The organism is Hymenobacter plasmatis (assembly GCF_020711255.1).
Taxonomy (GTDB): Bacteria; Bacteroidota; Bacteroidia; order Cytophagales; family Hymenobacteraceae; genus Hymenobacter.
Genome location: NZ_JAJFAW010000009.1, coordinates 111,380 through 137,715, shown reverse-complemented (window position 1 = coordinate 137,715; position 26,336 = coordinate 111,380). Strand labels below are relative to the sequence as shown.

The window sequence follows — 26,336 nt, the reverse complement described above, 5'->3', positions numbered from 1 at the left end:
AGCGGGAAACCAGGCTCGTGGCCAAGGTACTGAAGAAAGGCGAAGTAACCACACCGCCATGTCCCGTCCGAGAAGAGGGAATTAACTAATTGTGAGGATTTCACGCCCTTAACCAGCCATAGGGACGGGCCTATTAATCTGATTATTCGGTTTAATGCCTATTCGGCGGCACCGGGGTCCTCGCTTATTGCTTCCGAAACCGTGGGCTCGGGCATTTCTTCCACCACCGGCAGGGTGATGGTGGCAATGGTGCCGCGCCCCCGGCGCGATACCAGCTCAAACTGCCCGCCCAGCAGCGCGGCGCGGTTGTAGAGGCTGGTGAGCCCAATGCCCTTGACCATGCCCACGGTGGTGGCCACGTCGAAACCGGCCCCGTTGTCCTCCATGCTGATGTTGACGTGGTGGTTCTCATGCACCACGTGCAGGGTGGCTTCTTCGGCGCGGGCGTGCTTCATCACGTTGCTCAGCAGCTCCTGCACCATGCGGTAGATGGCCACGGTGAGCACCAGCGGCAGGGGCTGCTCGAGGCCGGAAAGGTAGAGGTGCAGGCGCAGCTTGTCGGGCGGAATGTTCTTGCACAGCTTTTGCAGCGCCACGGCCAGCCCAAAGTCCTCCAGAATGCTCGGGGTGAGCTCAAACGACACGCTGCGCGTGGCTTTAATGGCCTCTTCCAGCAGGGCCAGGGCGGCCCCGGTAGCGGCCGGCGCATCGGCGCTTTCTTCCAGGTGCAGCTTGGTGGCGTAGAGCAGCTGGCCCACGCCGTTGTGCAGGGCTTCGGAAATGCGCTTGCGCTCGATTTCCTGCGCCAGCAGCACCATTCGGAAGGTTTCGCGCTGCTGCTGGGCCCGGAAATTGGCCGCCGCCTCGTGCAGGCGGTTGCGCTCCGTCACGTCGTGCAGCATGAGCAGGCCGCCCCCGTCGGGGTTCAGCGAGATGGCCGTCAGCTCAAAGTCCCGGTCGGGCGCGGTCTGCTTGAAGGGCTGGTGGAAGTGCGGGCGGTGCGCCCCGTGCAGCAAGTGGTCGACGATGCGGCCCGGCGCCGAGCTGCGGTCAAACGGCAGGCAGGCAAATACGTCCTGGCCGATGGCGTCGGCTTCGGCCCGGCCGGTGAGGGCTTCCATGGCGCGGTTCCAGGCCGTGAGGCGGCCGGCGGGGTCGAAGGCCGCCACCCCGTCGAGGGAGTGGTTGAGCAGGCTTTTGGTGAATTGCTGCTCCTCAAGGAGCTGCTTCTTCATTTGCTCCGACTCCGTTACGTCGATGGCGAAGAGGACGGCCTGGCTGCGCTGCTGGTCAAAAAAGCCGTAGTTCTGGAAATACAGGTGCTGGCTCTTGGTCTCGATGTTGCCCACGAAGTTGACCGGCTCGCCCGCCAGCAGGCGCCGTATGGGTTCGGAGAGCGTGGGAGACGTCTTGAAGACGGACTGACCCACCAGGTCCTTGCTTTCGACCCCGATGCGCCGCAGGCCGGCGCCGGCCACCTCCAGGTACTCGCCCGTGGGCGAGAGGCGGGCAAACAACATGGGCAGGTTGTCGAGCAGCTGCTGCACTTGGCGGTTGCGGTAGTCCAGCTCTTCTTCCACGGCGCGCCGGCCGGTCTCGTCGCGCACCAGCCCCACGAGGCTTTCGGGCTTGCCCTGGGCGTCGTACTGCACCTTGCCGTGCGCCGATAGGTAGTGGACGGTGGCGTCGGGCCAGTTCACGCGCAGCTGCATGTCGAGCGGGTGGCCGTGCTGCACGGTGGCCTGCAGGGCCCGCTGCACGGCCACCACATCGTCGGGGTGCACGGCGCTTTGCAGCACCGAAAACGAGGTGGGTGCCGGGTCGTGGGGCCGGCCAAAGCAGCGCTGGGCGCGCGCGTCCCACTCCAGCAGGTTGGTGGCCAGCGTCCAAACCCAGACCCCGGTGCCGGAGGCGGCCAGGGCCAGCTGCAGCTGTTCGTCGCTGCGCTGCCGCCGCTCCACGGCCTGGCTCAGGGCCGTCACGTCTACCACGGCCAGCTGCGCAATGGGTATGCCCGTGGCCGACGTGCCGGCCGTGCCTTCCAGGTGCGCCACAAAGTCGGCTCCGGCCGAGGTTTGCAGGTGCAGCTCCACCGTGTGGCGCTGCCGGTTTTTTAGAATGTTATCAAAGAAAGCCCGGAAGTCGTCGCGGCTTTTTGGGCTCACAAACAGCAGGAAGCGGCGGTCGGTGAGGCGCGAGACCGTGGTGCCCAGCAGGCGGCAGGCACGGTCGTTGAGCTGCGCAATGCGGCCATCGGGGCGCAGCGAAAAAAGCGCGGCGGGCGCAAAGTCGTAGAGCTCGGCGTATTGCGCCCGCGACGCCTCGGCGGCCAGCCGCGCGGTTTCGGCGGCGGCCTGGGCGGCCAGCAGCTCCTCGTTCTGCATTTCCAGCTCAATCTGGTGCACTTGCAGCTCCTGCACCAGGCGCTGCACTTCGGGCGATGTTCCGGCGTCCTTTAGCTTGGCGCTCAGTTCCTCCACGCGGGGTTGTGTGGCCCAGTTGCGCAGGCGCTGTTGGGCCTGGGTAGCCAGCGTGGGGTCGGGTAGTTTTGGCATTGGGACACGAACAACAGCGGCGGCTCCTACTTACTTAATCAACCCATCGGCCAGCGCTATTTTCACAAGCGCGGCCGTATTCTTCGCTTGCGTCTTTTCCAGAATGTTTTGGCGGTGGGTTTCCACGGTGCGCTTGCTGGTGAAGAGCTGGTCGGCAATCTCGGCGTTGGTCAGGCCTTCGGCAATCAGCTGGAGCACCTCCATTTCGCGTTTCGACAGCAGCTGGGATTTCTGGGCGGCAGCCGGCGGGGGGCCGCTGGCGTTCCAGTCCAGCACCTTGTGCAGCATGGCCAGCCCCACTTCCGAACACAGAAACTGCTTGCCATCCATCACCATCCGAATGGCGTGGATTATCTCTTCCTTGCCGGTGCTCTTGAGCAGGTAGCCGCTGGCCCCCGCATCGAGCATGCGCCCAATGTAGAGCTCCTCCACCAGCATGGACAGCGCGAGGATGCGCACCTCGGGGTATTCCTCGCGCAGGCGCAGGGTGGTGGCGTAGCCGTCCATCACGGGCATGTTGATGTCGATAAGCACCAGGTCGGTGGGGATGTTGGGGAGCTGGTCGAGCAGTTCCTGGCCATTGCCGGCCGTGCCTACTACCTCCAGGGCAGGTTCGTGCTCCAGCAACGACCGGATGCCATCCCGAACAATGGGGTGGTCATCAACTAAAAAGACGCGAATCATGGCAGTAGCAGCTTTAAAAGTGAGAGTGTGCCAGCAGCGGTTCAGGTAGGAGCCGACTTGCTGTTTGCCATTGCGCAATTGGTAGAAAGGGTAGGATACTAGTCAATATACGATGATTTTTCAGGAATAAATCTAGTTTGACCAGCTTAATTATGTCCTTCTGGCGGAATCAACAGGTTGGTTGGCGTTAAGCCGGGTCCTGGTTGAGCTATAATCCGCTCCCAGCTGACTTGGGCGCGAGGAGTGAGGCGGAAAAGTGGCTGATGACCGTGAAGATAAAAAACTTCAGCCCAAGCTTCAGCGCACCCGGCTAAGGTATACGCTGCCGCTTGGGCTGAGTTTAAATATCTTTATATAAATCACTTACATTAATACAAGTGCTGAGCTGAGCGGGGTAGACACTCGCACCCAGACTTTCTTATAGATAGTGTAACTGACCGCGTGGAAAGGAAGGCGGTGACTAGGAAGGGGGGTATGGGGAGTCCTTATGCAGGAGCCAGGCAAAAGCTGGCTGGGGCTATTCGTCCTCGTCGGGCAGGGCCTGCCAGAACTCCAGGACCGAAGGCGAGAGCCGGGCGGCTAAAAAGTCGACCAGGGAGTGGCCGCGCTTTTCCAATAAAAAGCGCTTGAAGTCGGGAATGGCGCGGGCCGATGCCAGGCCGCGGGATTCGGCGTGGGTCCGGCGGGAGGCCGGGAGGGTTGCCAGCCAGGCCGCGAAGTCGGCGTGGGTGGCCTCTACCTTGCGGGCTTCGCGGTAGTAGAGGTACGTAGTGAATGCGATGTCGCCGAGGGCCCCTTGGGGCATTGCAAAACTGATGTTTGGTGTCATTTTAGCGGGGAAACATTGGCATTTTCCTGGCCCGCTCCTTGGGCTGGAAAGTCCCACCGTGGAACTATTACAAAGTTCAGTTGGGATTTTCCGCGTTTTATCCCCCTAAATACGGGTTGTCGGTAGGCGTCATACTTAAAAAAAGCTACGCACTAATCGCGGCGCGGCCCGCCACTTAAGCTGCAGGGCCGCAAGCAGGCCGGTATTGAGCCTACTTCTTCACGACCCGAATACTGACCCGCCGGTTGAGGGCGCGGCCGATGGGCGTATTGTTGGGCATCACAAAGTACTTGGGGCCGTAGCCCTTGGCCTGCAGGCGGTCGGGGCTCACGCCCCGCCGGGCCAGGGCCAGCATGGCGGCACGGGCGCGGTCGTCGCTGAGCTGGTAGTTCAAATCGGCACTACCGGTGCTGTCGGTGTAGCCGCCGATTTTGACTACTGCATTCGGAAACGATTTGATGATACGGGCAATGTTATCCAATTGCGGTGCCGACTCGGGGGTCAGCGTGGCCTTGCCGGGCTCGAAATTGATGCGGTCGAAGTTAATCCAGCCCTTGGTCCGGTTTACCGAATCTACCTCCACCGGCGACGCTAAAAATGTATAGAGGCGGTTTTCGGTAGAATTAGCGCCCACCTTCAGGGTCGTCCCATTGGCCAGCGTCAGCTTAATGGGGCGGCCGATGTCGTAGATGTAGGTGTCGCGGTCCTTATCGTAGCGGCCCGGCGCTGCACCGCTGTTATTACTAGCGGCGATGGGTTTATTGCCGGTGGCCGAAGCCTGATTGCCGGAAACCAGCGAAGCCGATTCCATGCCCTCGTTCTTGCTACCATTGCCGGAAAGGGGCCGCGAAAAATAGCCGCTCCCGAAAATGAACCCTAAGCAGACGGCCAGTAGCAGCAATGCGCCCCATTGCCAGCGCAGCCCGGTAGCACCAGTCGCGCCAGTCGCAGCGAAGGCCGGGCCCGAAAGCGGCGGCCCGAGCCAGCCGGGCGAGTGTGCAGAAACCGCCTCATAAGGTGGTGACTTGGGCCAGGGGGGAGGCGCGGACAGGGCCTGCATATTGGCTTCGAGCTGCCGCGACAGGTTGCGTTCGGTTTCGGCGATTGGGCGGGGGTGCGGCTGCGCCGTGTCAATGGCAGTCTTGAGCAGCGCCAAATCAATGACATTTTTTTGCGACCGCAGCCAGTCCGAGAGCTCGGTAGCCGAAAAGTTATTCTTGACAACGACTTTCCCTAACGCTCCCAGCACAGCCATGGCCACAACTTGCATAAGCGTGCCGTAGGTAGCGGGCCGTAATCCGGCTCCCTCCGCAATCTGGTTGACCGTACTGCTGTACGCATCGCCTAGCAGCGAATAAGGCAGGTTGGAGTTGGGCTCGTGCCATTCGGAAGCCTTCAGGCTCAGCGTCTGCTTCAAGGACTTGGTGAAGTCCGTCGTCTGTACTAATTCGAGTAGTGTTTCGGGTGGGTACCCATGTTCTAACCGGTTTTGGAGACCCTTGAGCACAATTGGCACCGATTTGAAAATTGCCTTTCCCACGCTTGCATCGGGTTCCCCTAACACAGCACTAAGATGCCCAATGGCGGGAATGGTGAAATAGGAATTTACGGATTCGACTAAGTTGTTTTTCATAATCGTAAATGGAATATAGATAGCTGATTATGAAGCTTGTTGGAGCAAGCGCCATTGTGCATAAACGATGGCTAGACACTGATACACTTCCTGGATGTGACGATAGAAATCAAGGCCTTCGACCGCTGGAATTCTATTAATAATCGGTTAATAAATGCCAAGCTATTGTGTGCCCATTAACCTTTTTTGCCGCTCACTTGAATTGGAATCCTGGCTAAACTCTACAAGGAGTTTTTAATAAAAAAGATACGGAATATTATCAAAAAAATCGTTATTATTTACAAGGGAAGTGGTGTAGATATATCTGATAACAAATGGGTTAACCTTAACCTTGTATTTCAAAACCACCTTTGTTATCAACGGAATTATATGAAAAGGAACAGGGCAAATAATTCCTAAAAAAGCTTGAATTATTAAGCTTGATTAGCTCACTATTGCGACGAGTTTTACCCTGAAATCTGCTTGGGTATTTTCGAGGCCGGCCGATTAACAGCCGGTTTTTAGCTGGATACAGTTGAAATCACCCGTTTTGGTGATGGAGCGTTCCACGCGGTCCAATGTTGAGCTAATTTTGGGGCTGCCATGAACGACCCGGAAATCCGCGCCTTGCTCTACCCGCTGCTCACGGGCGGCGTGTACGTAGACGAACTGCCCACGGGCACGACCCGCGCCGATGTCGTGCACATCACGCCCGCCTTCATGCACGGCTACGAGGTAAAGGGCGACGGCGACACCCTACAGCGCGTGGCCAACCAGCTGCGCTGCTACGGCGAGGTCTACGATTTCGTGACCTTCGTCGTCACCGAAAAGCACCTGCTCAAGCTGCTGCCCCTGCTGCCCGACTGGGTGGGCGTGCTGGTAGCCTCGGCCGACGGCCTGCGCGCCCACCGCGCCGCCGGCTACAACGCCACCGTGGAGCGCGCGCCCATCGCGGGCCTGCTGCTGCTGGAAGAAGTAAAGCAGTTCCTGATGGCCCGGGGCCTGGCCGGCGTGAGCACGCTGCGGAGCCGCGAAGTGGGCCACTACCTGCGCACCACCAACACGGTGCCGCTGTCCTGCCTGGCCCAGTACGTGCGCGACCGGCTCATTGCCCGCCTGCCCGAGCGCCTGCTCATGCGGGCCGAGCGCAAGGCCGAGCGGGAACGGCTGCCGCCGCGCAAGAAAAAGGCCAAGCGCAAGAAGCCCGCACCGCGCAAAAAAGCCCGGGCCGCTTAGCAGCCCAGGCTTTTTTAGCTCAACTTTCAGCTCAATTCGGGGGCTACTTCTTTTTTAAAGCCGCGGCCACGGCCTGGTTCAGCAGCGGCTCCATTACGCGGTAGCCGGCCAAGTTGGGGTGCACGCCGTCTTCGCCGTAGGTCTTTCTCAGGCCCTGTTGCTCATCGGCCAGGGCCGAGTGGTAGTCCAGGTACACGCAGCCACTCTTGGCGGCGTAGGCTTTGAGTTGCTGGTTGAGGGCCACGATTTTGGGGGCGGGGTTTAGGCCTTTGCGCCACCAGAAGTCGGCCGCGGGTGTAATCGAGCTCAGCACCACCCGGATGCGGTGGGCCTGGGCCAGCTCCACCATCGTCATGATATTGCCGAGGGTGGTTTGCGGGTTGTAGGGGCCATTGTTTTCGGCTACGTCGTTGGTGCCGATGAGCAGTACAACTACGGCCGGGTGCAGGTCAATAACGTCTTGCCGGAAGCGCAGTACGGTCTGCCCTGATGTCTGCCCGCTGATGCCGCGCCCAATGTAGCCATAGGGCTTGCCGGCAAAAAAGGCCGTGTCTGCCTTGGGCCAGCCTTCGGTGATGGAATTGCCCAGCAGCACCACGCGGGGTGCGCCGGGCTGCGGCGCGGGCAGCCGTTGGTTGGCCGCGGCGTAGCGCTGCAGGTTGGGCCAGTCGTTGTGCAGCAGGTATTCCCGCTGCCGGGTGTAGGCTTCGTCGGCTGCTTTTTTGGCCTCGGCGGTGGTGGGCTGCTGCGCCTGCGCGACGATGGGGGCGAGAAAGGCTCCGCAGACGAGGAGTGCGACTCTGAATGATTGCGTAAACGTCATAGCAAGGGTATAAACGCTGTTATAAAACAATCGTCTGTCTATCGTCTGTCATGCAGAGCGCAGCGAAGCATCTTATCGCCGTTGAACAGTTGGTTCTAACCTGATAAGATGCTTCGCTGCGCTCTGCATGACAGACGATTAAGGGCACAGCCGGCGAGAGGCGACAGTAGGCCTTTAGTTAACCACCAGCGTCATAATGGAGTGCGCCGCCGATGTGGTTTTGGCGCCCTGGCCCGCCAGCCACAGCTGGAAATCCAGGGGCTTGTCGGTCTGGTTCATCACGACCACGGCCACGCTGCCGTCGGGGTTGCGGAAGGCGGTGGTTTGCAGCGCGTCGCGGTTGGAGGAACTGACGATGCGTTTGGCGCCGGGGCGGATGAACTTCGAGAAGTGGCCGATGTAGTAGTAGGCGTTGGTGTAGATGAGCTTGCCGGCTTTGGTGTCGGCGATGAGGGGCGCGTAGCAGAAGTTGCCCACGTGGTTTGGGCCGCCGGTTTCGTCGAGGAGCACGTTCCAGTCGGTCCAGCCCACGGTGCCGGCGTTGAAGTCGCCAATCATCGACTGGCCGTACTTCTCGCCCAGGTCCCAGCGGTCGACTTTGGCCAGCTCGAACTTTTCGAGACAGCCTTCGGTGAAAATCAGGTTTTTGTCGGGGTAGGTTTCGTGCACGCGCTTCGCGTTGTCGAAGAGCATGCCGCTGCCGGTCCAGGTTTCGTACCAGTGGTAGCCGATGCCCCACACGTACTTGGCGGCCTGCGGGTCGTCGAGCACGGTGCTGGACCGCTGGTAGAGCAGGTCGCGGTTGTGGTCCCAGGCAATGAGCTTTTTGTTGCCCAGCCCGGCCTTGGCCAGGGTGGGGCCGAGGTAGCCTTTAATAAAATCCCGCTCGTCCTCGCCGGTGAAAATGCAGGACTCCCAGCGCTGGGTGGCCATGGGCTCGTTCTGCACTGTGAGGCCCCAAATGGGAATTCCCAATTGCTCGTAAGTCTTGATGAACTTCACGTAGTAGTCGGCCCAGGCCTGGCGGTACTGGGGCAGCAGCTTGCCGCCGTGCAGCATCTCGCCGTTGGTTTTCATCCAGCCCGGCGGGCTCCAGGGGCTCACGTAAAGGGTGAGCTTGCCGCCGGCCGCGGCCATGGCCTGCTTGATGAAGGGGATGCGAAACTGCTCGTCGTGCTTCACGCTGAAGGTTTTCAGCGCCGCGTCTTTGTCGGCTACGTAGGTGTAGCTCCCGCTCGAAAAGTCGGAGCTGTGGATGCTGGTGCGGGCCAGCGTGTAGCCGATGCCGGCCGTGGGGCTGTAGTAGGCCTGCAGAAACTCCTGCTGCTGGGGCTTGGGCAGCTTGGCGAAGGTTTCGGCCGAGGCATCGGTGAGCGCCCCGCCAATGCCGAGCATGGTCTGGAAGGTGTGGCCGGGGTCCACGAACACGCACACCTGGGTTTCCAGCGGCTGCCCGGCGGGCTGAAAGGCAAGGGCGTCGCCGGCCGCGAGGCGCTGGGTGGTATTGGCCGCCGTGGTGTAGACCTTGGCCGTTTTGCCAGCCGCTGAATAAGGCGCGCCAGGGGTGGGCTTGCTGGATTTTTGGGCCGTGGCGCTGCCAATGCTCAGCGCCGATATAACCAGGAGGGGAAGGAGTTTTTGTGGCATAGGCAGCAAGGTAGGCAAAGCGCTATATACACGCCATACTACCACACGTAGGTGCCCACGGCGCCGGGCGCCAGCTCAGAAAGTAGCAGCTTTCCCTGGTAGCGAATGTTGAAGGCTTGGGCGGTGGGCCCGGCGTTGTGCACGATGACAACGCGGAGGCCATTTGGCGTCCGGAAGGCCACGTTGGGCAGCCCGTCGAGCATGTTGGAGGCAATGCGCACGCTGCCTGGCCGCACAAACTTGCTGGCGTGGGCGATGATGTAATAGGCCGGGTTGCGCGTCACGGCGTTGCCGGCCAGGGTCAGGGCGCCCAGGCATTCGGTGCAGCCGCCGGGCGTGTGCGGGTTTTGCTGCGGGTCGGCGGCCAGGTTCCACTCCAGCACGGTGCGGGCCCAGTTGCGCGTGGCCCCAATGATGAGCGTTTTGGTGTGCCAGCCCAGGTCCCCAGCGAACTTGCCGGGCGCCCCAATCCACTGCTCGGTGAAGTAGACGTTCTTGTCGGGGTGGGCCTCGTGCACCTGGCTCAACGCCTCAATGGGCCCAGCGTACAAGTGGAAAGCCGAGCCATCGACGTACTGCCGAGCCTCCTTGTCATTTAGCACCGTGATGGGGTAATCGGGCCGGTCGGCATTGTGGTCGTAGGCAATGATTTTCGTATCCAGCTTCGCGGTGCGGAAAGCCGGCCCCAGGCTGTGCTTGATGAACTCGGCCTGCTGCTCGGCCAGCATCAGCAGGCTGGGGTTGTTGCCGGGGTGCAGGGGCTCGTTTTGAATGGTAATGGCATCAATGCGAATGCCAGCGGCCTTCATGCCCTGGATGTATTTCACGAAATACTGCGCGTAGGCATCGTAAAACTCCGGCTTAAGGCTGCCGCCTTTGGAGTTGCCGTTGGTTTTCATCCACGTCGGCGGCGACCACGGCGAGGCCAGAAGCTTGAGCTGGGGGTTGATGGCCAGGATTTCTTTCAGCACCGGAATCAGGTGCTCGCGGTCGGGGGCGAGGCTGAACCGGCCCAGGCTGGGGTCGGTCTGGCCATCGGGCAGGTCGTCGTAGCTGAATACCCGGTCGTCGAGGTCGGAAGCGCCGATGCTCAGGCGCAGGTAGCTCACGCCAATGTTGGGGCCGTCAGTACCAAACAGCTCGCGCAGCAGCTTAGCGCGGGCCCCGGCGTCCATCCGGTGCAGCAGCATCGCGCTGCCGCCGGTGAGGCAATACCCAAACCCGTCGATGGTCTGGAACGCTTGGTTTTCATCGACTTCAATGGTTGGGTTAGGGTTGGCTGCCGCGCCGAAGGCCAGCCGGCCCGGCTGCAATCGAAACAGCGATGCCTTGTCGGGGGTGGTGAGCCACAGCGCCGCGCCGGCTGCTTTGGCAGCTTTGGGTCGGGGATGCGCGGCTTGTTGGGCGCGGCCATCGAGGGCCAGTAGGGCAAAGGCCAGCAGCTGCCAGCAGCGGGAAGAAAGGGGCATGGAGTTCAGCAGAAACGCCCACGGCAAGCTTGGGCTGCTGAAAGGTATTGAGCGGAAACCCAATTGGGCTGAAAAGCAAAAAGTCCCGGCGCGAATGCGACCGGGACTGTTGCTGTAGAGAGAGGACTCGAACCTCTAATTTTACTAGCGAGATAGGCTAGCGCGTCTGCCAGTTCCGCCACCCCACAAGGTATTTATGTAAAGGTAGCCAAACTTTTCGCCGATGTAAAGGAAATGGCCAATATTATTTTTTCCTTAACATTCTGTATATGAGATATATCACCGCAATCGATTGCAGTGGAGAAGGAAGCCCAACCTGCCCTGATTCGCTGCAAACGCAGATTCCTCGCTCCGCACCCGCCGATTTATCTTTGATAGAATAAACATTAAAAATAGTGAGTGAGAATTTCATTCGCAAAATCATCCATTTGGACATGGATGCATTTTATGCTTCTGTGGAGCAGCGAGATAACCCCGACTTGCGCGGGCGGCCGGTGGCGGTGGGCGGCGCCCGGGAGCGGGGCGTGGTAGCAGCGGCCAGCTACGAGGCCCGCGAATACGGCGTGCGGTCGGCCATGCCGTCGACCACGGCGCTCCGCAAATGCCCGGAGCTGGTGTTTGTCTCGCCGCGCTTCGACGTGTACAAGGAAGTGTCGCGGCAGATTCGGGCCATTTTCGCCGAGTACACGCCGCTTATTGAGCCGGTGTCGCTCGACGAGGCCTACCTCGACGTTACGCACAACCTCAAGGAGCTGGCCTCGGCCACCCAGATTGCGCGAGAAATCCGGGCCAAAATCCTGGCCGAAACCCAGCTCACGGCCTCGGCGGGCATCTCCTACAATAAGTTTCTGGCCAAGCTGGCTTCCGACTACCGCAAGCCCAACGGCCAGTTTGTGGTGCGGCCCGAGCAGGGGCTGGCGTTTGTGGAGGGCCTGGCTGTGGGGCAGTTCCACGGCGTGGGGCCGGTCACGGCGGCTAAGATGAACCAGCTGGGCATTTTCAACGGGGCCGATTTGCGGGAGCAGACCGCCGAGTTTTTGCAGCAGCAGTTTGGCAAGGCCGGGCACTACTACTTTGCCATTGCCCGCGCCCAGGACCACCGCCCCGTGGTGGCCGACCGCCTGCGCAAGTCGGTGGGCTCCGAAACCACCTTTGACCAGGACCTGACCCTTTTCCCCGACTTGATGGATGGGCTGCGGCCTTCGGTAGAAGAAGTGTGGGAGTATTGCCAGCGCACCGGCATCCTGGGCCGCACCATCACGCTGAAGGTGAAGTACGCCGACTTCCAGCAAATAACCCGCAGCCGCAGCACGGTGGGCCCCATCCCCAGCCAGGCAGCGCTCGAACGGCTATGCAAGGAGCTGGTCGAGTCGTTGTTTCCGCTGCCCAAAGGCGTGCGGCTGCTCGGGGTGTCGCTCTCCAACCTGAGCAACGGTCAGCACGCCGCCGGCCGCCAACTGACGTTGAGCTTTTAGGAGAGGGGAGCCAAGGCGGCAGGAATGTAGCGCGGACTTTGTAGTCCGCGTCCCCGCGCTGTTGGGCTGTCGTTCGGGTTCCGCCGGGGACGCGGACTACAAAGTCCGCGCTACAATCGTCCGGCATTCCTCTCCCAAGGAGAGGCGTCGGGCCGTGCTCGGTAGGGGTGAGATTCCACGGGATGAGTTCCTTCCACCTCAACGCAACCCTCCTTTAGGAATTTCTGCCTTTCATTTATTGTTTATTTAAATATGCTTCTAGCGCAGTGCCATCCTGCCAAGCCGGAATTGCACTGCTTCTCGATGAGACGTGGTGGATTTAAGATTGTGAATAGGTACTTTTCGCAACCTTATTGGTAGGTTTTTGACTTTAAGGGGATACTTGGTGCGATTGTAGCACAGTCGCTGTCACCTTTTGCCCCCAAATCAGCTCATTCATGTAGCGCGGCCCCGGGCTGGTGCTCTGTTTTTCTCGCTCTGAAATTCTTCTTCGCATGCAAGCTTCCCGTTTGAAAGTAGGATTGTTGTCGACGCTGGCCTTGGTTGGGCTGGCCTCTTACTCCGTTTACCAGGGCACGCCGCCGCGCGACCAGGTGGTGCTGGGCACCATGCTGCAGGGCCTGGGCGTGCTCCACTACCAGCCCGAAAAGCTCGACGACCAGTTCTCGCAGCGCGTGTTCGACCTTTACCTCAAGCGGGTAGACGTGAACAAGCAGCTGCTGCTGGCGCCCGAAGTAGCCCAACTGCGGCAGTACCAAACCAAGATTGACGACGAGCTGAAGGGCGGCACCCACGAGTTTCTGGACGTGACCAGCAAGCTGCTGAGCAAGCGCACCCTGGAAATTCAGGCCTTGTACCGCCAGATTCTGGCCAAGCCCTTCGACTTCACGGTGCAGGAAAGCCTGGAAACCAGCCCCGAAAAAGCGGCTTTCGCGCCCACCGCGGCGGTGCAGCGCGAGCAGTGGCGCAAGCTGCTGAAGTACCAGACCCTGGCCCAGCTCTCGGAGCTGATGGACGAGGAAGCCCGCAAGAAAGACAAGCCGCTGGCGGCCGCCACGCCGGGCACCTCACCTGCCGCAACGTCGGAGCGCCCGCGCACGCCGGCCGAACTGGAGGCCGCCGCCCGCAAGCGCGTGCTGAAGTACTATGACGAATACTTCGCCGACCAGCTGCAAAACGACGACAACGACCACCTGGCCGAGTTTGCCAACGTCATTGCCAACACCTACGACCCCCACACCGAATACTTTGCGCCCATTGCCCGCGACAACTTCGACATTGCGATGTCGGGCCGGTTGGAGGGCACCGGCGCGCAGCTGCAGGAAGACGAAGGCCACCTCAAGGTAACCGACATTGTGGCCGGGTCGGCCTCGTTCCGGCAGGGCGAGCTGAAGGTGGGCGACATTATCCTGCGCGTGGCCCAGGGCGCGGCCGAGCCCGTGAGCGTGGAAGGCATGCGCTTTGAGAAAGCCGTGAAGCTGATTCGCGGCCCCAAGGGCACCGAAGTACGCCTGACGGTGCGCAAGCCCGACGGCGCCGTTGTGGTCATCCCCATCATCCGCGACGTGGTGGTGATTGAGGAAACCTACGCGCAGTCGGCCATTATCAAGCAGGGCGGCAAAAACTACGGCTACATTCACCTGCCGGGCTTCTACGCCGACTTTGGCGGCAAAGGGGGCCGCAGCAGCGCCGCCGACGTGAAAACCGAGCTGGCCAAGCTGAGCAAGGAAAACGTGGCGGGCGTGATTCTCGACCTGCGCTACAACGGCGGCGGCTCGCTGCAGGACGCCGTGGAAATGGGTGGCCTTTTCGTGCCCAGCGGCCCCATGGTGCAGGTAAAAGCCGGCCGCGGCCGCCCCACCGCCCTCGACGACAAAGACCCCCAGGTGCAGTACGCCGGCCCGCTGGTGGTGATGGTGAACAAGTACAGTGCCTCGGCGTCGGAGATTCTGGCCGCCGCCATGCAGGACTACCGCCGCGCCATCATCGTGGGCAGCACCACCTATGGCAAGGGTACTGTGCAGCAGATTATTGACCTCGACAACGCGGTGTCGCCCGAGGCCAAGGCCCTGAAGCCCCTGGGCTCGCTCAAGCTCACCATCCAGAAGTTTTACCGCGTGAACGGTGGCTCTACGCAGTTCAAAGGCGTGGTGCCGGACATTACCCTGCCCGATGCCCTCACCTCGTTTGCCAAAGGTGAGCAGGAGTCGGAGTACCCGTTGCTGTGGGATGAAATTTCGCCCGCTGCGTTCCAGCCCAGCAACACGGTGCCGGCCATCGACAAGCTGCGCGCCGCCAGTGCCGCCCGGGTAGCGGCCAGCCCCGGCTTCCGCCTGATTACCGATGCCACCCAGCGCGCCACCGTTCGCCGCAAGCAAACCAACCTCTCGCTGAACCTGGCCGCCTACCGCGCCGCCCAGCAGCAGGTGCGCGACGCCAACAAGCAGCAGACGGCCGCGCAAAATGCCCTGCCTTCCCTGGAAGTAGCCCAACTGACCGCCGATGCCAGCGTAGCCGGCTCCGACTCGGCGGCTACCAAGCGGGCGGCCCGCTTCCTCAAGCCCCTGCGCAAAGACGCGGCTCTGGCCGAAGCCGTCGCCGTAATTGGCGACGAGCTGAAGTAAGCCGTCGGTTTTAGCTCAACCTGGATACCCACGCCCCCGTTGCGGCCCGCAGCGGGGGCGTGTGCGTTCCGGGCGGGCCGCTCTCTGGACGCAGCGCCGGAAGGGGGCCTGGGGTAAAATTGAAGCAGACTTGCTTTCAGCAGGTTCCCGCCATCGAAGCCGCCAGTTCTGCGTATGAATCAGCTCAACATTCCGGTTGTGTTTACCTTCGCCACATGCCTGATTCTGCCGCTGCCTCCGCGTCTATCCTCGCCGAACTCCGCGACGCATTTCCGCTCGATGACTTGCTGCTGGGCTTGCTGGACACCTCGCTGCAGGGCGTGGCGCTCTACTCGCCCGTGCGGGCGGCCAGCGGCGAAATCGTTGATTTCACCATCGATTACTTTAACCCCACTGCCCAGCGCATGGTGCAGCAGCCGGCCCAGCCGGCCGGCACCTACCTGGAGCACTTCCCGCACACCATTGAGACCGGCGTATTTGCCTTTCACCGCGAGGCCTTCGAATCGGGTGAGCCCGCGCGGATGGACATCAACTATCAGGGCGATGGCCTCGACAACTACTTCCGGCTGTCGGCCCGGCGGGTGGGGCGGGGGCTGCTAGTAAGCTTCAGTGACACGGCTCACCATGCCCGCACGGCCGTGGAAGTGGCCCTGCGCGAAAGCCAGGCCCGCGAACGCGCCGCGCTGGCCGAAGCCGAGCGCGAGCGCGCCGCCCTGCACGAGACCTTCATGCAGGCGCCGGCCATGATTTGCATCTTCGCGGGCCCCGAGCACGTGTTTGAGCTGGCCAACCCACTCTATCAGCAGTTGGTGGGCGGCCGGCCGCTGCTGGGCAGGACCATTCGCGAGGCCATGCCCGAACTGGCGGGGCAGCCCATTTTCGGCCTGCTCGACGAAGTGTACCGAACCGGCGAAACCTTCCGGGCCAACGAAATGCTCATCCAGCTCGACCATGCCAATGTGGGCGGGGCGAGGCTGGAAAAGCGTTATTACAATTTCAGCTACCAGGCCCGGTACGACACCAGCGGCGCCATCGACGGCATTATTGTGTTTGCCTTTGAGGTGACGGCGCAGGTACAGGCCCGGCAGCAGCTGGCCGCCAACGAGCGGCAAAGCGCCCAGCTAAACGAGGAGCTGGCCGCCGCCAACGAAGAGCTGCTGGCGGCCAACGAGGAAATCCGCTCCAGCAACGATGACCTGTTTCGGGCTCAGCTCCGGCTCAACGAGCTAAACCAGGAGCTGGAGGTTCGAGTGGCCGACCGCACCGCCCGCCTGCAACGCGCTCAGACCGAAGCCGAGCGCCAGCGCGCGCGCCTGGAGCGGTTCTTCATGCAGGCGCCGGCCGCCATCTGCATTCTCGACGGCCCCGACCTGGTATTTGAGCTGGTGAACCCTGGCTACCAGGCCCTGTTTCCGGGCCGGCAGCTGCTGGGCCAGCCGCTGGCCGAGGCCCTGCCCGAAATTGAGGGCCACGAGGCGCACCTCACCTTTCAGCGCGTTTTCGAAACGGGCATCACCAACGAAGAAAACGGCATTCTCATTCCCATTGCCCGGCCCGAAGACGAGGTGTTGGAAGACCGGTACTTCAACTACATTCAGCAGGCCCGCTACGACGAAGCCGGGCGCATCGACGGGGTGCTCGTGTTTGCCTATGAGGTAACGGAGCAGGTGCAGGCCCGCCAGCGCGCCGATGCCCTGCAGGCCGCCGCCCTCGAAGCGTCGGAACAGCTGGTGCATCAGCGCGAAACCCTCTACCAGGTGTTTGAGCAAACGCCGGCCAGCGTGGCCATTCTGCGCGGGCCCGAGCACCGGTTCGATTACGTGAACCCCGGCTACCAGGCCCTGTTTCCGGGCCGGCAGCTGCTGGGCCAGCCACTGGCCGAGGCCCTGCCCGAGACGGTGGAGTTTGGCTTCCTGGCCCTGCTCGACCAGGTGTATACCACCGGCGAGGCGTTTTTTGGGGCCGAGCTGCCCCTGCAGATGCGCGATACCGCCGGCAACCTGCTGCCCGAGGCCTACTTCACCTTCACCTACCAGGCGTACCACGACGGCGGCGCAGCGGTGGGGGTGTCCATCTTTGCCTTCGATGTGACCGAGCAGGTGAAAGCCCGCCAGCAAACCGCCGTGCTACAGGAAGAAATGCAGCAGCGCGATGCCCAGCTGCAAACGCTGTTTGAGCAGGCTCCCGTGGCCATTGCAGTGCTCCGCGGGCCCGCGCTGGTGGTGGAGCTGGCCAACCCGGGCATGTGCGCGCTGTGGGGCCATACGCGCGAAGAAGTGCTGGGCAAGGCCCTGCTGGACGGCATGCCCGAGGTGCGCGGCCAGGGCTTTGAGCAGCTGCTGGAAGGCGTGATGTCCACGGGCGAGGCGTATGTGGCCCAAGGGCAGGCAGTGGAGCTAATGCGCCACGGCCAGCTCGAAACCCTGTACGTGAACTTTGTGTACCAGCCCCTGCGCGACAGCAACGGCCAGATTACGGGCGTGGCCGCGGTGGCCACCGACGTGAGCGAGCAAGTGACCGCGCGGCAGCTGCTGGCCCAGGCCAATGAGGAAATGACGGCCGCCCACCTGGCCGTGAGCACCCGCAACCAAGAGCTGGCCCAGGCCAACCTGCAGCTCACGCGCACCAACCAGGACCTGGACAACTTCGTGTACGCCGCCAGCCACGACCTCAAGCAGCCCGTCAACAACCTGGCGGGTCTGTTTGAGGAACTGCGGCGGTCCACCGTGTTCCAAGACCCCGAGGAAAAGGACCTGCTCGAACCCATGGTAGAAGATGCCCTGCGCCAGCTGGGCACTACCATCAACGACCTGGCCGTGGTGGGGCAGGTGCAGCGCCTCCCGGAGCTAGCCGCCGAAACCGTGCTCATGGACGAGCTGACCCAGGAGGTGCTGCAAACCCTGCAGCCCCAGGTGCAAGCGGCCCGGGCCCGCATCACCACCGACTTCTCGGCCCGGCCCACGCTGTCCTACGCCCGCGCCAACCTGCGCACCATCGTGCTCAACCTGCTGAGCAACTCGCTGAAATACGCCAACCCTGCCCGGCGCTGCCGCATACACCTCTCCATGTGGGTGCAAGAGGACCGGCCCGTGCTGATGGTGGAAGACAACGGCCTGGGCTTCGACGTGCAGCGGCATCGCGGCGAGCTGTTCCACCTCTTCCGCCGCTTCCACGACCACACCGAGGGCACAGGAGTAGGCCTCTACCTCGTCAACCGCATCGTGCAGAGCAACGGTGGCCATGTGGAGGTAGAGAGCGAAGTAGGGGAGGGCACCACGTTTCGGGTGTATTTGTAATGCCTGGTTGGGCTAAAACGGTACGTCATGCCTAGCGCCGTCTGTCATGCAGAGCGTACGAAGCATCTTTACCCCAGTCGCAATCCAATCGTCTGTCATGCAGAGCGCAGCGAAGCATCCTATCACGCCTGAGCAAGTTCTGCAGCGGTGATAAGATGCTTCGCTGCGCTCTGCATGACAAGAGGCGCGACATGACAGGCGATTTCAGCCTATTTCCCTGCTAAAGGCTAAGTCCTGGCCTTAATTGGTATCCAGATTTCCTCTTCTGAGCCGGGGCCGTTGTTCTTATACTTTTCTCCCAGCAGCTCAAAATGGGGCCGGTCATCTAATAGATAGCCCGAGGCGGGCAGCCAGTTTTCGAAGATGTGCCGAAACGTTTGGTCGGCGGTGCTGTCGTCGGCGCGGTGTAGGAACACGGCGTAGAGGCCGCCGGGTAGCGTGAAGGTTTCCATGCCTTGCGGCACGCTGTCAAAGTCCGTTACCGCCACCGTGGCCCATTTCTCGAATTCGGTAGTTGGGCTAAAATCCTGGAAATAACCCGAGCCATAAAGCTGCATAGAGTAGAACTCGGGGCCCAGTGGATTTAGAATCTCCCGGCGCCGGGGCATAACGCTTTGCCACAGCTCGCGCGTTTTATTCTGCGCCAAAGACATGGTAATGCGCTTGCCGATTAATTTCTTTTCGGCCAGTTGCTCGATTCTCGGTTTCATAGCGAAAGCTAAGGGGCGGAGTAGAAATTGAGCTGGCCTTGCGCCTAATCGGAGCCCGCGGCCACGGAAAAGCCCGAGCTTTGCGAGGCGCCAGAGCCCGGATTGCCTTGGCTTCACTTTACCCTACGCTCCTATGAAGGCCTTTATTTTTGACCTCAACGGTACCATGATTCACGACATGGAATACCACACCCGCGCCTGGCAATACCTGTTTAATAACGACCTGGGCGGCCAGTTTACCTGGGACGAGGTGAAGCCGCAGATGTACGGCAAAAACCAGGAAGTGCTGGTGCGCATGTTCGGCCCCGACCGGTTTAGCGCGGCCGAAATGGACCGTCTTTCACTCGAAAAGGAGCGGCGCTACCAGCAGGAGTTTCTGCCGCACCTGCAGTTGCTGCCGGGCCTGCCGGAGTTTCTGGAAAGCGCCCACCAGCGGGGCATTCCCATGGCCATCGGCTCGGCGGCTATCCCGTTCAACATCGACTTCGTGCTCGATAACCTGAACATCCGGCACTACTTCCAGACCATCGTCAGCGCCGATGACGTGGTATTGAGCAAGCCCAACCCCGAAACTTTCCTCAAGGCCGCCGCCCAGCTGGGAGTTGAGCCGGCTGGCTGCATCGTGTTCGAAGACGTGCCCAAAGGCGCCGAAGCTGCCCACAACGCCGGCATGCAAGCCGTGGTGCTCACCACTACGCACGAGGAAGCTGAGTTTGCCCACCTGCCCAATGTGCTGCATTTTGCGCCGGATTTTACCGACGAGTTTATGCATGCCCTGGTCTAGCATGGTCTGGTTCGGGCGACCAGCGCTAGAGCGGTTTCTGAGTGAGTGTATAGCGGTAGCGCGGACTTTTAGTCCGCGCTTCTGTACACAGACTCCGAAACTGATTTTAATAGTCGAAGGCAGCGCGGTGCTTTTCGATGAACTGCCGCCACCGCACCGGTTCCTGGCCCGCAATGCTGGGGAAGTTGTCGAACACGTCGTCGGCGCCCGGTAGGGTGTGGGCGGCGTAGCGCTTGTAGTGGTCGTACACGCAGTGCATGTAGGCCATTTCGGCGCCGGCGGCCCGCATGTTTTCCAGAAATACCTCCGGCGCCACAGGCTCGTAGCGGAAGGGCTTGCCTAGCACCTCGGCCATGAGGGACGCAATTTCGTGGTAGGATTTGGCGTCGTAGCCCAGGCGGTAGGTGTGGCCGGCGTGGCGCTCGGGGTGCAGCAGGGCCTGCGCGGCGGCCAGGGCCACGTCTTCGGCATCGACCCAGCTCAGGCGGGCATCGCCCACAAACTGCCGGATGAGGCCCGCCTGCACCACCTGGGTGCCGCCGTAGCTCAGCAGATTTTGCATGAAGGTTTCGGGGCGCAGGTGGGTGAAGGAGAAGCCGCGCCACTCGATGTAGCGCTCCACCAGCTGGTGCCAGGCCCAGTGGGCCACGGTGGTGTCGTCGGGGCCGCAGGCGCCCAGGTGCACCACGTGGCGCACGCCCGCCAGGTGGGCCTGGTCGAGAAAAGCCTTGCTCTGGCGCAGCATGTCTACGGTGTAGCCGGTCACGAGCAGGGCGCGGTCGATGCCGGCCAAAGCGGGGGCCAGGGTTTCCTCGCGGTCAAAATCGAGCAGCACGCTTCGAACGCCCTGCGCCTCGAAGGCCGCGGCCTGGGCCGGAGAGCGCACGGCTGCTACCAGCGTAATGGTATCGTCGGTGAGGAGACGGCGGAGCGTGTCGCCGCCAATCTGGCCGGTGGCGCCGGTAATGAGGACGCTGGGTTTGGAGCTGGGCATTGAGCTGGAAAAGGGAGAGCCCATAACGGCGGAAGTCCGCGGCATGTTTTAGCCCAACCCGCTCCGGGGGCGTGGAGCTAGGGCGCCACCACCTGCACCCGCACCGCCGAAGCCTGCTTGGCATCGTGGTAGAGCCGGATAGTGGCCTTCTGGAAGTCCTTGGCCTCGGCCTTGGCGATGGGCACAAATTTCTGCGGGTTGCGGTCGACGAGCGGGAACCAGGTGCTCTGTACTTGCACCATGAGGCGGTGGCCTTTCTGGAAGGTGTGGAGCACGTCGGGAAGCTCGTATTTCACTTCGGTGGGCTGGTTGGGCCGGAAGGCTTCGGGCTGGGTGAAGCTGTTGCGGTAGCGGCCGCGCATCACTTCGGCGCGCACCAGGCGCTGGTAGCCGGCCGTGGGCTTTTTGCCGGGCGCAAAACCGGTGGCATCGGCGGGCAGCACGTCGATGACCTTCACAATGAAGTCGGCATCGGTGCCGGAGGTGCTCACAAACAGGTCGGCGGTAAGCGGGCCGGCCAGGGTGAGGTCTTCGGTGAGCGGCTCGGTTTGGAAGGTGAGCACGTCGGGGCGCTTGGCGGCGAAACGCTGGTCTTCAATCATGTACTCGTTGTTGCGCTCGGCGTGCACGCCGTCGGTGTAAGGCACGGGGTTGGCCGGGTCGCTGACATATTGAGCTGGTTTAGAGGCCGCAGGAGGCGCCGTAAACCCGAGGCGGCCGGCTTCCTGAAAGTACAGCGTGCGCGCCTGGGTGGGGGCGGGGGGCCAGGCAGCGTACGTTTTCCACTCGTTGGTGCCGGTGTTGAACACCGTGGCCTCGGCCGGATTGAAGCTGCCTTTATCCTTGAGGTAGAAGTTGAAAAACGGCGTTTCCAGCGTTTCGCGGAAGGTTTGGGAAACGTTGCTGCCGAAGCTCAGCGGGCCGAAGGTGCTCCAGTCGGGCCGGGCCCAGGCGCCGTGGGTCCAGGGGCCCATTACGAGGCGGTTGGTGGCGCCGGGGTTTTGCTTTTCGATGGCCTTGTAGGTGTTGAGGGCGCCGAACAGGTCCTCGGCATCAAACCAGCCGCCCACGACCAGCACGGCGGGCTTCACGCCGGTGAGGGCGGTGCGGATGTTGCGGGCCTGCCAGTAGGCGTCGTAGTTTTCGTGCTGCAGGTACTCGTTCCAGATGCGGGCGCGGTTGTTAAAGTACTTGCTACTGTTGGCGTTTTTGAGGGGCCCGAGGTTGAGGTAAAACTTGTACGCGTCCTTGGGCTCAAACTTGAACAGCTCCTCGTATTTGGCCACCGGCTTAGGCCGCGGCACATCGAAGGAGTTGGTAAAGTCGAAGTTGTCGAGCAGGAAAAACGCCCCCTTGTGGCGGGCGTCGTCGCCCATAAATTCATCCGTAACCGGGGCCTGCGGCGACACTGCTTTCAGAGCCGGGTGGGCGTTGGGCAGGGCCGCCGAGGCGTAGAAGCCGGGGTAGGAAATGCCCACCATGCCCACGCGGCCGTTGTTGCCAGGCACATTCTTCAGCAGCCATTCGATGGTGTCGAAGGTGTCGGTGCTTTCGTCGTGCGGGGTGGCGGGGCCTAGTACCACCGCTGTTTTTATACCTTTCAGCGCCGGCGTCATCTCCTCAAACTGGCCCTCGCTCAGGTAGCGCCCGCGCACGTCCTGGTACACGAAAATGTACTTTTCCTGCGATAATTCCCGGCTGGGACCGGGGCCGCGCAAGCGGTACTTCTGCTCCCCGTACGGCCCGGCCGAGTAGGGCGTGCGCGTCATCAAAAACGGATAGGGTGTGCTGGCCGATGCATCCTTGGGTACATAAATCACCGTGTAGAGCTTCACGCCGTCGCGCATAACAATCTGGCGGTCGAGCTTGGTGTAGTTCTGCCGCACGAAGGCGGAATCCTGGGCGCGGGTAGGGGCCTGGGCCTGAGCTGAAGCAGCTAAGCCTGCGGCCAGTAAAGTGGTGGTGAGTACGGTGCGAAGCATGCAGGGAACGGAATAAGCAGAAGAGGTACGGGAAGGCAGCCAGCAAAGAACGGCAGGATGTATGGCAGAATTTTTAGGAGCAATGCAATGCTGATAGCTGGTCCTGCAGAGCGCAGCGAAGCATCTCTACTACGAGAGTAATCCCAATCGCCCGTCTTTAATCGTCTGTCATGCTGACGAAGGAAGCATCTTATCACGTCTGGACGACTCGTTCGAACGTGATAAGATGCTTCGCTGCGCTCTGCATGACAGACGATTTGCAACGCCCTGCATGACGGTCGACCATGACAGTCAACCATGACGGTCGGCCACTAAACTTCACATTCCGAAATCAGCGCAGCAGGCGCACGGTGGTGTCCAGGCGCTGGGTGAGCAGGAAGTCGCGGTACTGCTGGCGGAGGTTGGCTTCCTCGCGGCGCTGCTCTTCCTTCTGAAACAGGCGCACCTTGTACTTCTCCTTGGGTTCGGTGCGCCGCAGGTTGATGTAGGTGAGCTTGCGGTCGGCGTTGCGCTTGGGCTCGCCTTCCTGGATGCGCTCGATGCGCTTGTCGTTGTTGCCAAACAGGGCCTGCAAGGGCTTGAGGCCAATGAAGAGGTTGCTGCGGCCGTCGAGACCGTAGCGGCCGCTTACCTGCAGGCTGCTCAGGTTGCTGTTCAGGCGCAGGCTGGGGATGAGCAGCTGCCCATTGGCCAGGATAAACTCGCTGCTCACCGGCTCAAAATACAGGTGGCTGGTGCGCTCGGCCTTCATGAACTTGAGCGCCTCCATCAGAGCTTCCACATTCAGCAGCTCCAGGTCCCGGAAATCGGCTTTCAGGTAGCCCACCGTTTGGGGCAGACTGGGCAGGAAGGTGCTGCCAAGGTCGGTGCGCAGGTCTACCAGGCCGCGCAGGCTCCCGCGGATGTTGTCGCCGCCCAGCACGTTGAGGCCCATGGCCGTAGCGGTGCTGAACAGGGCGGGCAGCTGCACGTCTTCCAGCCGCAGCTGCGCCTGGGCGGGGTGGTGCTCGCGGTCACCGGTGCTCAGCATGAGGCCGCGCAGGCTGATGTGGCCCTGCAGCGCGTCGAGCGAACAATCGTCGAGGCGGGCCTCGCCCTCCAGCAAGTGCGACACCAGCCGGAAACGGGTGCCCGTGATGGCGGCGTAGCGCACCTCATCGGCTTCCACGCGCAAGACCGCGCTCAGCACGCCGCTCGATACCATGGAGTGGTTATTGGGCGACTGCAGCCGCAGGGCCCGGCGCGTGGCGCGGGCAATGCTGCGGGCCGTGGGCACGGTGTCGGCCGGCGTGGTCATGCTGGCAATCCAGGCCAGTAGGCGCTGCACGTCGAGAGTGGCGTAGCGCAGCTTTATTTCGGCATCGGCCGCCTGCAGGCGCATGTTCGCTACCTGAGCGGTGCCGGTGGCTTCGCCTTGGCCGCCCGCTGGCGTCGTGAAGCGCAGGAAGGGCACCTGGAGGAGGGGGCCGGTTTTCTGCAGGCGCAACTGAACCTGGCTTAGGATTTCGCCGGCGGGCAGCTGCACGTGGTCGATGTCGACGTTCAGCCGGCCATTGGCGGTCAGCAGCAAGTCGCGCAGGGCCGGCATGGCGGCGCCTTTGCCCTTGGCAGGCCTGGGCGTATCGGGTAGGGGGCGGGTGAGGTGGGCCATAAACTGGCGGTAGTTTATGGTGCCAAAACGCACGCCCAGCTGGTACTGCACGGGTGCCACCTCGTTTTGGGGGTCGGTGGGCCATTCCACGTTGCCGCGCACAGCGCCGCCCCACACCTGGCCTGCCAGGTTGCGCAGCTGCACCCGCTGGCCGTCGTGCCGCACGGTCACGGCCAGGTCGTTGAGGGTGTCGCTGGCCAGCAGTAGGCGCTGGCAGCGCAGGCCCACATCCAGCAGCAGGCCCGGCGGAATCAGCTCGCTGCCCAGCGTGGCGGCGAGCTGGGCCTTGTCGCGGGGTGTCCGGCGCTGCCGGTGCCGGCGGCCGGGCGCCGGCGCCGCCTCGGCGGTGCGGGGCACGGGCCGCATCAGGGCCCGCAGCCGGTCGATGCGCAGCTCATCCACCGCAAAATTGCCGCTGATGCTTGCGGTGGCGTGCTCGCCAATGAGGTAGTCGTATAGGTAGATGGTGCGGGCCGTGGCCTGAAACCGCATGCCATTCAGCACCCCCGTGGCATTGGAGAGGCGCCAGAGGCTGTCTTGCAAGCCCACCAGCACGTTGAGTTTCGATATGTCGGCCTCGCGCCCCGGCAGGCCCAGGGTGGCATTGCGCAGCGCCATGGTGCCCCGCAGCGAGAGGCCTTTGGGCAGCTCTTTGGGGCGGGCGGAGCCGCCGGGGGAGTGCAACAGGCCACGCACCTGCACGTCGAGGTCGGCAATGCCCTGGCGGGCGCGCCACCGCCCGGGGGCTACCAGCTCAGCCAGCTCGGGCAGTTGGGTACTGCCCCGCAGGTTGGCATTCAGGTAGGGACGGCTGAAATCATTCAGGGTCAGGGCCACGTCGAGCCGGCCGGCGGCGGAGTAGATGTGGCAGCGCCGCAGCGTGAGCCGGGTCGATTTGATGCTGTGCGCCGGGCCGTTGTCGTAGGTGCCCTGCAGGTCCCAGCGGCTGATGTGGCGGTTGGCCTCGGGCCACTGCAGGCTGGCCCCGCGCAGGCTAAACGTCAGTATGTTGCGCGGGCTCACGGTGGGCCCGCTCAGGCCCCTGATGCTGTAGTGAATGTGGGCTTTGCTGGGGCTAGTGGCACCGGCCAGGTAGGGCTCCAGGCGCGGGGGCAGGGCGGCGCGCAGCGTTTCGGTGAGGGGTTGGTTGCCCACAAAATGCAGCTTGAGCATGGTGCCCACCGGCTGCCGCGGGTCCACGGTGTGGGTGCCGCTCACGCGGATGGTGTCGCCGTGAAGGGTGGCGCGGGTGTTCCAGAGCAGGCCCTGGCGGTTTTGAAACGTGTACTTGTAGTGTACCCGGGCGTGCACCGGCTCCCGCTCGAAGAGGGTGCCGGCGCGGGTGCGTAGGTAGCTCAACTGCCCATCCAGGGTACCGGCCACGCGCAGCACCCCGCGCTGCAGCCGCGCCGTGAGCCGCGCCTGCTGCACCCGGGCCCCAAACGCACTGCGCGAATACCCATTATGCGAGCTAAAGCGGAAGTTGTTGACGAGCAGCTCGTCCAGCTGTAGGTTGAGGGTGGGCGGGGCGCCGGTGCCTTTGCGGCGCTTGCCGCGCAGGCCCCACGACCGGCCCAATGAATCGACTCGCTCCCGAAAGTCCACGTCGGTAACCACCAGCCGCGTTACTCGGGTTCGGCCGCGCAGCAGGCTGGCCAGCTCCAGGCGCAGGTCGGCCCGCGCGATGCGCAGCACCGGCACCCGCTGATTAAAAGAGGTGTCAATCAGGGCGATGTGGTGGATGGACGCCGTCAGGTGCGGGAAGTCGCGCCACGGCGACAGCTCCACTTCGAAAGGGGCCAGCAATAGCTCCGAATTGTGCGTGAGCCCGCGCCGCACGGCCTGGGCTATGCGCTTGCGCCCGTACTCGCTACCCAGCAGCCAAACTGCTACCCCCGTCCCCAGCACGCCAAGCAGCAGCAGCGAAGCCAGGAGCCGACGGACGGGGAATGATTTCATAGAAAG

At 62.4% G+C, this 26,336-nt stretch carries 16 protein-coding genes and 1 tRNA gene; 5 read left to right on the top strand and 12 right to left on the bottom strand.

Annotated elements, in window-relative coordinates:
• Positions 1-158: 158 nt before the first annotated feature.
• The 4 genes from LJ738_RS08770 to LJ738_RS08755 all read right to left on the bottom strand — a co-directional run bounded on the left by LJ738_RS08770 (position 159) and on the right by LJ738_RS08755 (position 5,701).
• A complete protein-coding gene (locus tag LJ738_RS08770) occupies positions 159-2,555 on the bottom strand; it encodes a PAS domain-containing sensor histidine kinase (RefSeq protein ID WP_227785957.1) in 2,397 nt (798 codons plus the stop codon).
• A gap of 30 nt (positions 2,556-2,585) precedes the next feature.
• Positions 2,586-3,239, bottom strand: coding sequence for a response regulator (locus LJ738_RS08765; RefSeq protein WP_227785956.1), 654 nt, complete (start codon positions 3,237-3,239; stop codon positions 2,586-2,588).
• A gap of 517 nt (positions 3,240-3,756) precedes the next feature.
• On the bottom strand, positions 3,757-4,068 hold the full coding sequence (locus LJ738_RS08760) for a hypothetical protein (RefSeq protein WP_227785955.1): 312 nt from the start codon (positions 4,066-4,068) through the stop codon (positions 3,757-3,759).
• A 211-nt stretch (positions 4,069-4,279) separates the two neighbouring features.
• A complete protein-coding gene (locus LJ738_RS08755) occupies positions 4,280-5,701 on the bottom strand; it encodes an OmpA family protein (RefSeq protein ID WP_227785954.1) in 1,422 nt (473 codons plus the stop codon).
• Between the two features lie 582 nt (positions 5,702-6,283).
• Between LJ738_RS08755 and LJ738_RS08750 the strand changes: the two genes are divergently transcribed.
• Complete coding sequence (locus tag LJ738_RS08750; protein ID WP_227785953.1) at positions 6,284-6,916, top strand: sce7726 family protein; 633 nt, start codon at positions 6,284-6,286, stop codon at positions 6,914-6,916.
• 43 nt (positions 6,917-6,959) lie between these two features.
• On the opposite strand, the gene LJ738_RS08745 is transcribed toward LJ738_RS08750, so the two are convergent.
• The 4 genes from LJ738_RS08745 to LJ738_RS08730 all read right to left on the bottom strand — a co-directional run bounded on the left by LJ738_RS08745 (position 6,960) and on the right by LJ738_RS08730 (position 11,043).
• Positions 6,960-7,739, bottom strand: coding sequence for a GDSL-type esterase/lipase family protein (locus LJ738_RS08745; RefSeq protein WP_227785952.1), 780 nt, complete (start codon positions 7,737-7,739; stop codon positions 6,960-6,962).
• Positions 7,740-7,913: 174 nt separating this feature from the next.
• On the bottom strand, positions 7,914-9,386 hold the full coding sequence (locus LJ738_RS08740) for a glycoside hydrolase family 30 protein (protein WP_227785951.1): 1,473 nt from the start codon (positions 9,384-9,386) through the stop codon (positions 7,914-7,916).
• A gap of 38 nt (positions 9,387-9,424) precedes the next feature.
• On the bottom strand, positions 9,425-10,855 hold the full coding sequence (locus LJ738_RS08735) for a glycoside hydrolase family 30 protein (RefSeq protein ID WP_227785950.1): 1,431 nt from the start codon (positions 10,853-10,855) through the stop codon (positions 9,425-9,427).
• Between the two features lie 112 nt (positions 10,856-10,967).
• Positions 10,968-11,043 (bottom strand) — tRNA-Asp (locus LJ738_RS08730).
• A gap of 207 nt (positions 11,044-11,250) precedes the next feature.
• Between LJ738_RS08730 and dinB the strand changes: the two genes are divergently transcribed.
• The 3 genes from dinB (at position 11,251) to LJ738_RS08715 (ending at position 18,250) form a co-directional block, all read left to right on the top strand.
• Entirely contained in the window at positions 11,251-12,330 is a 1,080-nt protein-coding gene (gene dinB, locus LJ738_RS08725) for a DNA polymerase IV (protein ID WP_227785949.1), read from the top strand.
• 494 nt (positions 12,331-12,824) lie between these two features.
• The gene (locus LJ738_RS08720; protein ID WP_227785948.1) at positions 12,825-14,954 is read left to right on the top strand and encodes a carboxy terminal-processing peptidase; all 2,130 of its coding nucleotides are present in this window, start codon (positions 12,825-12,827) and stop codon (positions 14,952-14,954) included.
• 215 nt (positions 14,955-15,169) lie between these two features.
• Positions 15,170-18,250 carry a PAS domain-containing protein gene (locus tag LJ738_RS08715; RefSeq protein ID WP_227785947.1) on the top strand — a complete coding sequence of 1,027 codons (3,081 nt, stop codon included), beginning with the start codon at positions 15,170-15,172 and terminating at the stop codon, positions 18,248-18,250.
• 227 nt (positions 18,251-18,477) lie between these two features.
• Here LJ738_RS08715 and LJ738_RS08710 read toward each other — a convergent pair whose 3' ends face one another.
• Positions 18,478-18,960 carry a GyrI-like domain-containing protein gene (locus LJ738_RS08710; RefSeq protein WP_227785946.1) on the bottom strand — a complete coding sequence of 161 codons (483 nt, stop codon included), beginning with the start codon at positions 18,958-18,960 and terminating at the stop codon, positions 18,478-18,480.
• Between the two features lie 133 nt (positions 18,961-19,093).
• On the opposite strand from LJ738_RS08710, the gene LJ738_RS08705 reads away from it, so the two are divergent.
• Entirely contained in the window at positions 19,094-19,744 is a 651-nt protein-coding gene (locus tag LJ738_RS08705) for an HAD family hydrolase (RefSeq protein WP_227785945.1), read from the top strand.
• Between the two features lie 106 nt (positions 19,745-19,850).
• On the opposite strand, the gene LJ738_RS08700 is transcribed toward LJ738_RS08705, so the two are convergent.
• The 3 genes from LJ738_RS08700 to LJ738_RS08690 form a co-directional block, all read right to left on the bottom strand.
• Entirely contained in the window at positions 19,851-20,738 is an 888-nt protein-coding gene (locus LJ738_RS08700) for an SDR family oxidoreductase (RefSeq protein WP_227785944.1), read from the bottom strand.
• 77 nt (positions 20,739-20,815) lie between these two features.
• Positions 20,816-22,720, bottom strand: coding sequence for a CocE/NonD family hydrolase (locus LJ738_RS08695; RefSeq protein WP_227785943.1), 1,905 nt, complete (start codon positions 22,718-22,720; stop codon positions 20,816-20,818).
• Positions 22,721-23,051: 331 nt separating this feature from the next.
• Positions 23,052-26,330, bottom strand: a complete 3,279-nt coding sequence (locus LJ738_RS08690) for an AsmA-like C-terminal region-containing protein (protein ID WP_227785942.1) — start codon at positions 26,328-26,330, stop codon at positions 23,052-23,054.
• Between the last annotated feature and the right edge of the window lie 6 nt (positions 26,331-26,336).

What these genes read in the sequence shown, in the direction of transcription:
- LJ738_RS08745 (WP_227785952.1), bottom strand. Translation starts at nt 7,739, where the DNA reads ATGACGTTTACGCAATCATTCAGAGTCGCACTCCTCGTCTGCGGAGCC.
- LJ738_RS08690 (WP_227785942.1), bottom strand. Translation starts at nt 26,330, where the DNA reads ATGAAATCATTCCCCGTCCGTCGGCTCCTGGCTTCGCTGCTGCTGCTT.
- LJ738_RS08735 (WP_227785950.1), bottom strand. Translation starts at nt 10,855, where the DNA reads ATGCCCCTTTCTTCCCGCTGCTGGCAGCTGCTGGCCTTTGCCCTACTG.
- LJ738_RS08765 (WP_227785956.1), bottom strand. Translation starts at nt 3,239, where the DNA reads ATGATTCGCGTCTTTTTAGTTGATGACCACCCCATTGTTCGGGATGGC.
- LJ738_RS08710 (WP_227785946.1), bottom strand. Translation starts at nt 18,960, where the DNA reads ATGAAACCGAGAATCGAGCAACTGGCCGAAAAGAAATTAATCGGCAAG.
- LJ738_RS08695 (WP_227785943.1), bottom strand. Translation starts at nt 22,720, where the DNA reads ATGCTTCGCACCGTACTCACCACCACTTTACTGGCCGCAGGCTTAGCT.
- LJ738_RS08700 (WP_227785944.1), bottom strand. Translation starts at nt 20,738, where the DNA reads ATGCCCAGCTCCAAACCCAGCGTCCTCATTACCGGCGCCACCGGCCAG.
- LJ738_RS08740 (WP_227785951.1), bottom strand. Translation starts at nt 9,386, where the DNA reads ATGCCACAAAAACTCCTTCCCCTCCTGGTTATATCGGCGCTGAGCATT.
- LJ738_RS08720 (WP_227785948.1), top strand. Translation starts at nt 12,825, where the DNA reads ATGCAAGCTTCCCGTTTGAAAGTAGGATTGTTGTCGACGCTGGCCTTG.
- LJ738_RS08705 (WP_227785945.1), top strand. Translation starts at nt 19,094, where the DNA reads ATGAAGGCCTTTATTTTTGACCTCAACGGTACCATGATTCACGACATG.
- LJ738_RS08760 (WP_227785955.1), bottom strand. Translation starts at nt 4,068, where the DNA reads ATGACACCAAACATCAGTTTTGCAATGCCCCAAGGGGCCCTCGGCGAC.
- LJ738_RS08715 (WP_227785947.1), top strand. Translation starts at nt 15,170, where the DNA reads ATGCCTGATTCTGCCGCTGCCTCCGCGTCTATCCTCGCCGAACTCCGC.
- LJ738_RS08750 (WP_227785953.1), top strand. Translation starts at nt 6,284, where the DNA reads ATGAACGACCCGGAAATCCGCGCCTTGCTCTACCCGCTGCTCACGGGC.
- LJ738_RS08770 (WP_227785957.1), bottom strand. Translation starts at nt 2,555, where the DNA reads ATGCCAAAACTACCCGACCCCACGCTGGCTACCCAGGCCCAACAGCGC.
- LJ738_RS08755 (WP_227785954.1), bottom strand. Translation starts at nt 5,701, where the DNA reads ATGAAAAACAACTTAGTCGAATCCGTAAATTCCTATTTCACCATTCCC.